The organism is Oleiphilus sp. HI0080 (genome assembly GCF_001635135.1).
Genome location: NZ_LWFU01000489.1, coordinates 1 through 3,745, shown reverse-complemented (window position 1 = coordinate 3,745; position 3,745 = coordinate 1). Strand labels below are relative to the sequence as shown.

Genomic DNA, 3,745 nt, shown 5'->3' with positions numbered 1-3,745 from the left:
AGCCGAAGCCCTGCATGTAATGGAAGAATATAAAATCACAGGTCTGCTGGTTACCGAGCCTGACAGAACCCTAGTCGGTGTAATTCATATGCATGATTTACTAAAAGCAGGTGTTGTATGAGCAAGCAGCTCGATGAACAAACGCGTTCAAAGGCAAAAAACATAGCACTTCTTGGACTAGATGTAGACGGAGTGCTCAGCGATGGTCGCATCATCTTTTCAGCACAGGGAGATGAGCTGAAAGCTTTTTGCACTCTAGATGGGCACGGCATAAAACTCCTGCAACAGAATGGTATCAATGTCGCCATAATCACAGGCCGCAACTCACCCCTGGTTGCGCGTCGCGCCCGAGACCTAGGCGTCGAACACTTGATCCAAGGCAGAGAAGACAAGCGCGTCGCTCTTGATAGCGTTCGCCAAGCACTTTCATTAGAGTGGGAGCAATGCGCCTATATGGGCGATGACCTGCCAGATCTATCTGCAATGCAAGCTAGCGGGCTAGGTTTTTCCGTACCAAACGGCCACCCATTCGTTCGCCAGCACGCCGACTACTGCACGAATACAAAAGGTGGTGAAGGCGCAGTTCGGGAAGTTTGCGATTTAATTCTCGACGCCAAAGATCTGCTAGATGGCATCCATCAACACTTCTTAGAGAAGTAGGCACTGTCATGGCACGGCTTAAGCCCAGATCTCGTTTTGTTATACCTCTCATAGTGGCCGTCTTTGGGGTCAGCATCTACTACGCGAATCAACTGGAACAAAAGACGTCATTGATTCAGGAAGACACTACACGAAAACCAAGCGCCTTTGCCGAAGGCACCGAACTAAAAGAGTTTAATGAGGAAGGCGAGCTGCAACTGCTCATCAAAACGCAGCGATCATACTATTACGAAAGCGAAAACCTTATTGAAACTGAACGCCCACTGATCGACTATGTTAATGAAACAGGCGAACAATTTCGCTTAGACGCAAAAGATGGACAATATCGAACAGACACCGGAATGCTAACCTTGCAAAACGAGGTACTGATGTCTCGCGTTGGAGAAACTAACGATCTCATTACATTCGAAACAGAGGATCTTCGCATCGACACGGTGAATGACTTTATATCGACTCCCGGCAAGGTTAAGATAACCCAAAATCATAATACGCTGACCTCGTCAGGCCTTAAGGCATCACTAAATGATAGAAAAATTGAGCTACCGCAGCGCGTTCGAGGCACTTACAATGCCCAGAAATAGCTTGAATGCGCTGATCGGTTTTCTAGCATGCCTTGCCCTTTTTCCCGCGCAGAGTCATGCCATAGACGTTGATAGAAACCAACCCATTGAGATCGAATCCGACAGCGCAACAATTGACGATTCGCAAGGTCTTTCAACATACCGCGGCAACGTACTTATAAAACAAGGCAGTACAAAGCTTACCGCTGACAACATTACTGTCTTCGCAAAAGACCGCAGCGTCACGCAAATAGTCGCCATCGGCTCTCCTGCGACATTCAACCAACAAGACCCGGGCAGTGACGACGCAACCACCGGGCAGGCTGAGCAAATCACTTACAAAGCCGAAGAAGCCGTTCTTATATTTAGTGGCGATGCGAAGCTTGCACAAACGACGAACTCGTTTTCGGGTGATCGAATTGAATATGACATTATGCGAAAAGCAATTAGAGCCAAAGGCGACGAAAGCACGGGAACACGCGTTAAAATTCAGTACTTCCCTAACCAACCGACTACGCCAACGGAAGACATACAGAACCCTTCAAACGAAGCGGAAACAAGTACAAATGAGGACAAGCTCTAGCGCATGAAAACCCTTCAGGCAAAGAACCTCGCCAAAAGCTACAAAAAACGCCAAGTAGTTATCGATGTTTCACTTGAGATTCAATCTGGGCAAATTGTTGGTCTTCTCGGTCCGAATGGCGCAGGCAAAACAACCTGTTTCTATATGATTGTCGGCTTAGTCCCTCAAGACAAGGGCAACATATTAATTGACGATAAAGACATAAGCAGCCTTCCTATGCATGGCCGCGCAAAAGCGGGCATTGGCTACCTCCCCCAAGAGGCCTCAATTTTTCGCAAACTGACTGTGTATGAAAACATCCTAGGAATTCTGCAAACGCGAAAAGATTTAAACAACAAACAGCGTGAAGACAAAGCCAATCAACTACTCGAAGAATTCCACATTCAACATATTCGAGAAAGCCACGGCATGGCTTTATCAGGCGGCGAGCGCCGACGAGTTGAGATAGCCAGAGCCCTTGCAATGGAACCAGACTTTATTTTATTGGATGAACCATTCGCAGGCGTTGATCCGATTTCAGTCAGCGACATCAAACATATTGTTCGCCAGGTGAGAGATCGAAATATTGGCGTATTGATTACTGACCACAATGTGCGCGAGACGCTAGACATCTGCGAGCAAGCCTATATTGTAGGGAATGGACACATTATCGCATCAGGCTCTCCCGAGGACGTTCTCAAAAACGAAAAAGTCCGAGAAGTTTACCTCGGCGACGAGTTTACAATTTAGAACCAAATTCATTGTGCAATTTCCAGTGAAAAAAGGTTTATATATGAGAGTGAAAAACTCGTTCAATTTCTCCTCGGAAGTTCTTAAAATAGAAAAACGAGCTAGCTCCTTTGGGCAGCATAAAGAGACGACAGTCCACAATGACCAGCATTACAAGAAGCTAGGATGACCGACAAATGGTAATGAAGGCATCCCTACAACTCAAAATGGGGCAACATCTCACGATGACCCCACAATTGCAGCAAGCCATAAAACTGCTGCAATTATCGACATTGGATCTTCAAGCTGAAATACAAGAAGCGCTTGAATCCAATCCAATGCTCGAACTGATGGAAGATGGCGGTGACTCTAGCAATTCATCAAGCGATGAACAGTCGAGCAACGTCAATCAACAGTCAAGCGAACCCGAGGGCAATCAACAAGTCGAAGCGAAAGAGCTACACGACAGCGAGCGTGAAGAATTTAGTGACTCGATTCCAAATGACTTACCTGTTGATACTGCCTGGGAAGATGTTTATCAGTCTTCGGGGCCAGCAAGCTCAGGATCTGGCTCTGGTTCAGATGAGATGGAAAGCGACTTTGAGAGTCGTAATTCGCCAACCGAAACACTCAACGATCACCTCCTTTGGCAGCTCAACTTAACACCTTTCTCAGATAGAGACCGCTTTATAGCAGAAAGCATCATTGACTCGATCGATGTTGATGGCTACCTAAGAAGCGATATTGAAGATATACATCAAGGCCTCTTCAACGAAGAAGACGAAGATCCCGTTGAACTCGATGAAGTTGCTGCAGTATTAAAGCGGGTGCAACACTTCGATCCAGCCGGCGTGGCTGCGAAAGATCTCCAAGAATGCTTGCTACTTCAGCTGCGCCAACTAGATCCAGAAACAAAGTGGCTTCCCCAGGCAAAGCTAGTCGTTAGTCACTATATAAATTTACTTGGTAGTCGCGACTACGCACAACTGATTCGACGCAGTCGCCTGAAAGAAGACGACCTGATCGACGTATTAAAGCTCATTCAATCTCTCAACCCGCGTCCCGGTGAAGCGATTATCCAGAACGAACCAGAATACGTCGTTCCAGACGTCATTGTTAAAAAAGAAAAGGGCCGCTGGAAAGTAGAGCTCAACCCGGAGATCGCTCCTAAAATTCGAGTGAATAGCGGCTATGCTGGCTTCATCAAACGTGCAGACAACAGCGCCGACAACAA

The 3,745-nt window shown here is 46.8% G+C and carries 6 protein-coding genes; all 6 read left to right on the top strand.

Annotated features, from left to right (window positions below; translation table 11 throughout):
* Positions 1 to 10: 10 nt before the first annotated feature.
* On the top strand, positions 11 to 121 hold the full coding sequence (locus A3751_RS23735) for a CBS domain-containing protein (RefSeq protein WP_255376080.1): 111 nt from the start codon (positions 11 to 13) through the stop codon (positions 119 to 121).
* Entirely contained in the window at positions 118 to 660 is a 543-nt protein-coding gene (locus A3751_RS10265; RefSeq protein WP_068455353.1) for an HAD family hydrolase, read from the top strand. Before A3751_RS23735 ends, A3751_RS10265 begins: the two co-directional genes overlap by 4 nt.
* Positions 661 to 668: 8 nt before the next feature.
* Positions 669 to 1,241, top strand: a complete 573-nt coding sequence (lptC, locus tag A3751_RS10260) for an LPS export ABC transporter periplasmic protein LptC (RefSeq protein ID WP_068455349.1) — start codon at positions 669 to 671, stop codon at positions 1,239 to 1,241.
* A complete protein-coding gene (lptA, locus tag A3751_RS10255; RefSeq protein WP_197466270.1) occupies positions 1,228 to 1,803 on the top strand; it encodes a lipopolysaccharide transport periplasmic protein LptA in 576 nt (191 codons plus the stop codon). The genes lptC and lptA overlap by 14 nt, the downstream gene beginning before the upstream one ends.
* A gap of 3 nt (positions 1,804 to 1,806) precedes the next feature.
* Positions 1,807 to 2,532: an LPS export ABC transporter ATP-binding protein gene (gene lptB / locus A3751_RS10250; protein ID WP_068455346.1), complete on the top strand. Its 726-nt coding sequence runs from the start codon at positions 1,807 to 1,809 to the stop codon at positions 2,530 to 2,532.
* Positions 2,533 to 2,714: 182 nt separating this feature from the next.
* The coding region (locus A3751_RS10245) for an RNA polymerase factor sigma-54 (protein ID WP_082863180.1) at positions 2,715 to 3,745 on the top strand (1,031 nt) is incomplete at its 3' end.